The 4,731-nt window shown below is 48.6% G+C and carries 5 protein-coding genes; 1 reads left to right on the top strand and 4 read right to left on the bottom strand.

Annotation, left to right across the window (positions count from 1 at the left end):
• Together A3751_RS10395 and A3751_RS10390 are read right to left on the bottom strand one after the other, a co-directional pair.
• On the bottom strand, positions 1-237 hold a 237-nt coding region (locus A3751_RS10395), incomplete at its 3' end, for a DUF4442 domain-containing protein (protein WP_156492372.1).
• A complete protein-coding gene (locus tag A3751_RS10390) occupies positions 234-1,148 on the bottom strand; it encodes an alpha/beta fold hydrolase (protein ID WP_068455437.1) in 915 nt (304 codons plus the stop codon). The genes A3751_RS10390 and A3751_RS10395, both read right to left, overlap by 4 nt.
• 422 nt (positions 1,149-1,570) lie before the next feature.
• Between A3751_RS10390 and A3751_RS10385 the strand changes: the two genes are divergently transcribed.
• Positions 1,571-2,902, top strand: a complete 1,332-nt coding sequence (locus A3751_RS10385) for an allophanate hydrolase (protein ID WP_068455434.1) — start codon at positions 1,571-1,573, stop codon at positions 2,900-2,902.
• Between the two features lie 94 nt (positions 2,903-2,996).
• Here the strand turns inward: A3751_RS10385 and A3751_RS10380 are convergent, their stop codons facing one another.
• Positions 2,997-3,596 carry a PEP-CTERM sorting domain-containing protein gene (locus tag A3751_RS10380; protein WP_068455423.1) on the bottom strand — a complete coding sequence of 200 codons (600 nt, stop codon included), beginning with the start codon at positions 3,594-3,596 and terminating at the stop codon, positions 2,997-2,999.
• A gap of 162 nt (positions 3,597-3,758) precedes the next feature.
• A partial coding sequence (locus A3751_RS10375) for an APC family permease (RefSeq protein WP_068455421.1) occupies positions 3,759-4,731 on the bottom strand: 973 nt, incomplete at its 5' end.

The raw sequence follows: 4,731 nt of genomic DNA, 5'->3' as shown, positions 1-4,731 counted from the left end.
CGAAACTTCGGTCGCAATACCGCCAACAAGTTCAGCGGCATTGCACATGGCAATGGCATGAATACAGCCAAGATGGTTATGTACTTTTTTCTGGTTCTTTAACACCGCCTCGCAGTAACCAGGTCTTATTTCCGTGACCAAGGGGTCGATGGTCGAGAAGTAAGGAGCAAGTTGTGCGACACCCGCTGAGAAGCCTTCTGGTCCCATTTGTTCAAACATTTTTAAATACTGGTTCATGCGCTTGCTTCTTCGTTGTGAGTCTTATGCTCAGATGGAATCTTGGTGTATGGCGTCGCTGTGTGCACTTTATTTGTGCTTATAAAGCCGAGAGTATTTTGCCAGAGCGAGTCTTTGAATTTCTCTTTGAAAAAGCCGGTATGGCCAATGTGCTTTGCGCCTATGTCTTTCGGTTTGATTTGCTTGACGGTGCAATCGGCGGTTTCAAAGAAGCCGAGTAGGTGATTTATGTTTTCGAGCGGAGCGAGTAGGTCATCGCTAAAAGCAAGCGAAAGTATCGGTATATCTATCTCTTTATAGGCAGAGCAATCTAAGCCAAAAATATCATCGAACAGGTAGTTGGGCTTGCGCATCCATGACGCCCATTGTCGAACGGCACTTGATGGTAAATCCTGATTACCAAGCCCAAACTTCTGGGATGGGAAACGCGCATAGAGTTTGCTGACGAGAGGCAGAATGAACCCAGCATTAACCCGGATTTTTAAACCGTCTGCTAAGCGTGGCCAGCGTTTCCAATAGGGTGCAGAGGCGGCGATAAAAATGGCGCTTGTTAGTTTTTTACTTGAAGGTGCGAGTCCCAGTATTTGTCCTCCAACACTATGGCCGATGAAATGCACTGGCTGGTCCGTTTCCAAGGAGTTACAAAGTGCGGCCTCAATGTCTTGAGTGGCCCACTCCCTTAGGCAAAACCCGTTGGCCACCATGTCTTCATTCTTCCCTGTGCCGCGATAGTCAAAACAATAGGCGGTATAACCTTGCCCACATAGAAACTCTGCAAGAGGCCAATAGAAGGATTGTGCGACTCCGAATGCGCTAGCGATCACGACAGATCCTATCGGAGCATGGGGTTTGAACTGAGTCATTGCTAATTGGCGCTGATCAGGGCAGGTAACGGTGAGCGTGCTTTTCATGGAATTGATGCTTGCTGTTAACGAGGTTAGTTAAGCGGATTGCTTTGAAGAACATACTTCATGCTGTTGATGCCTAGGGTAACGCGATTTGAGCGATATTCGCCAGCGCTCCAGTCGAATTGACTGTTTCGTTTAACGGTAGGGCTTCCCGTGGCGATTGGCTTCTTGGGTGCACTTTAATGGCGCACTGTAATGGTGCGATAGACGTGTTATCGGAATCTTATGGTGCTTTAAATTGAAGCCTGATCAACGAGAAATTGTTGTAATCTGTTGATTTTGCTATGTAAATTATCGTTGGCTCGACCTTTGCTATATCTCTAAGTGTCCGTACCCTTGACATACTGGGCATCAAAATCTGTTAAATCGAACGCTAGGGTTCCGATCGCTTAACATTCATAACATAACGATAGTGTGTTAGCGCGATGACTGGTCCGAGAGCATTCGACCTACCTCTTTTAAGAGCACGGGTTCAGGCGTGTTTAAATAATCTTTATGGCGTCAAACCCTCCCGTGGTTTGCTTTCAGCATCGGGCATGCTGCCCGCTTGTCGAAGCCTTGATTGTATGACTATCTTTGCATTGACCGCGGATCAATCGAACACCGTGCTGAGCATCGCAGAAGGAGTAGATTGTGATGATGGTTATAGCCGAGAGAACCCCTTTTATAATCAAACTCGACAATATGGAGAGCGCTCGGGTCCGCTGCGCATTGGCTTGATTCGCTCGGATCAGCTAGCCTTTTTCGGCGATGAGGGTTATGCAAATGCATATTCAGATACCTTAAAGATCTTGCGTGAAGATGCCAGTATTGAATTTGAAGAGCTTGATTTTGCCCCGTTTGTAGAGGCTGCCAAGCTATTGTACGAGGGGCCTTGGGTCACCGAACGCTATCTTGCAACCCAGCCTTTAATTGACGACTCACCTGAGGTGATGTTCCCGGTGGTTCGCGGCATCATAGAACCGGGCAAGGATGCATTGGCGAGTGATTTGTTTACGGCTCAGTATCGTTTGCAAGAGCTCAAACAAGAGTGCGACGCAATCTTAGACCGATTTGACTGCTTGCTCACGCCAACGGCGGGACGCTTTTTTACAGTGGATGAATTGTTAGAAGAGCCAGTTCTTAGGAATAGTCAGCTTGGGCACTATACAAATTTTATGAATTTGCTGGACATGAGCGGCTTGGCGTTACCGACAGTCTTCACTCAGCAGGGCCTGCCGTTTGGGGTGACATTGGTGGCACCGGCTTTCGGTGATCGTCGACTTTTGTCTATCGCTAAGCGGTTCGAAACGATGTTTGACCTGCCGTTAGGCGCGTTGGGCGAGTCGCGTGAGTCTTTGCCAGTAAATCCAGTCGCATCACCGAAACACATCGACGTTCTGGTGTGTGGCGCGCATTTAAAAGGCTTGCCGTTGAACTGGCAGTTAACTGAGCGCGGCGCGACGCTAAAAGAGTGTACTCAAACAGCCTCAGTGTACCGAATGTATGCTTTGGCAGGGGGGCCTCCTTTTCGCCCGGGTTTGGTACTGGATGAACAGCAAGGCGCAGCGATTGATGTGGAGATATGGCGGGTTCCCAGCGAACACTTTGGTAGTTTCGTGGCAGGCATTCCGGCACCCTTAGGTATCGGAAAAGTGAGACTTCAAGACGGCTCTTATGTCTCTGGCTTTATCTGTGAGCCTTATGGCTTGGAGGGCTCGAAAGAGATTACCCAACTTGGTGGTTGGCGCGCTTACCTGAAAGAACTGGCAAGTTAATGAAGGGTTTAAGGGTTTAAGTAGCAACAATAATAAAAAGGCGCTTCAATTGAAGCGCCTTTTCTTTACAACGGTAGCGTTAAGTAGTCATCGCTTAACGCTTTCTTGCAGCGCCCAAGCCAAGAAGACCAAGGCCAAGGAGCACAAGGCTGGCTGGCTCTGGAACGTCCACAGAGCTAAGCATTACGTTATCAAGCATAATGCCGATGTTGTCGCCGCCGCCGTGATTAAAAATGATTGAGTCGCTTGTGTCGTTTGTAACAACAAACTGGTGCGTCACGGTTTGCCAAGGATCGCTGCCATTCAAAACAAACACTTGATCAAAGAAACCACCCAAAGAGACCGACGTTCCATCATTTGTGTTGTTGCGTTGGTTGCCTGAGATATCGAAGCTTAGCTCGTATGTGCCAGCAGCTAGTGCAATGGATGTACTTGTGAATACGCCCGCATCGCGTGTGCTGCCGTCGAGATCAACGCACTTTCCTGTACCACCTACGCAATCAATACCCCAGCCATTCGGCATGCCGACCAGATCAACGGTACCATCGCTGACTGTCCAGTTTGTGAAGCCATTGTAGTTAAGGTGCGACGTTTGCGTTCCCTCTGAATCGAAATTGTCCTGAAAAATAATGCCTGCGTGTGCACTTACGCTTACAAGTACTGCCGATGCGATAGCGATCAACCGTGTGTACATGGTGAATACTCCAAATAAAGATTGAGATGCTCATTACTAGAAATCGAGGAAGTGAACCTAGCAATTTTGCAGCCATGATTCCTAACTTACTGATCAATATATATTTCTTATGAATGAAGCGGGCAGTGCCTGCTCGTATGTGTAAAGTATACTGACATTTCCTCAAAGCACGTAGAGTAACTGAAAGACAAGCAAACAAATACAAAGCCCGGCACCGACCTTTGGGAAGGAAATAATGTTAGGTGCTTTTGCTGCGAGGTCTGGCCTTTTGCGCAGCTTAAGGAGTGCAACATTCACAAGTGTGAAAACGCACAAAACACTAAAACTGGTGTAGGCGGCAAGCGTGACCAGCGGTAGGCCAAGGGCTAGCACTAGAACGATTAAGGCGACAGTGATGGTGGCCACCCAAGGTGTTTTGGTTTTTGAGGAAACCGCAGCAAACACCATAGGAAGACGCTGCTGATTGGCCATACCATACAGCACACGAGATGCCATAATGATTTGAGTGAGCACACCGTTTACTATGGCGAAAAGACTGATCACAGAGATCCATTGTCCCATCTCGGCGCTGTGTATCTCTAGCAGGTGCTTTAGCGGAGCCTCTGAGGCTGCGAGCGTGTCTAGAGGCATGCCAAGAATCGCGACGAGAGCGACTAAAATATAGAGGCTGGATGATATCAGTAATGCCAAAATGATCGCCTTGGGCATGTTTCTTTCGGGCTCTTTGACCTCCTCAACAATGTTGACCATGTCTTCAAACCCAACGAAGGCGTAAAACGCGAGGAATGCGCCAGCGAGAACAAGCGCAAGTTCGTCTAGGGATGTTGGAACAAAGAGCGCTTCAATGGAGAGGTTGGTCGCATCTATCTGTCCGCCGCCAACGAACACGACGAGTATGAGGCCGCCGATTTCAATTAAGGTGACGATCGTCGCTGCCCACAGTGATTCTGCAATACCCCAAAGTGCAAGCCCCGTCATGAACACCACAACACAGATGACCGCAATCGCCGCCGGCACTTCGATGAAGGTCTGCAGATAACCTACGAATCCATTGGCGAGTGTCGCACAGGAAACGACGCCAGTGAGCACGACGAGTAAACCGACGAACCTCGTTAGGTTTGGTGTGCCAAATGCC

This window comes from Oleiphilus sp. HI0080 (assembly GCF_001635135.1).
The sequence above is the reverse complement of the archived record's forward strand: the minus strand, read 5'-3'. Positions and strand labels throughout refer to the sequence as shown.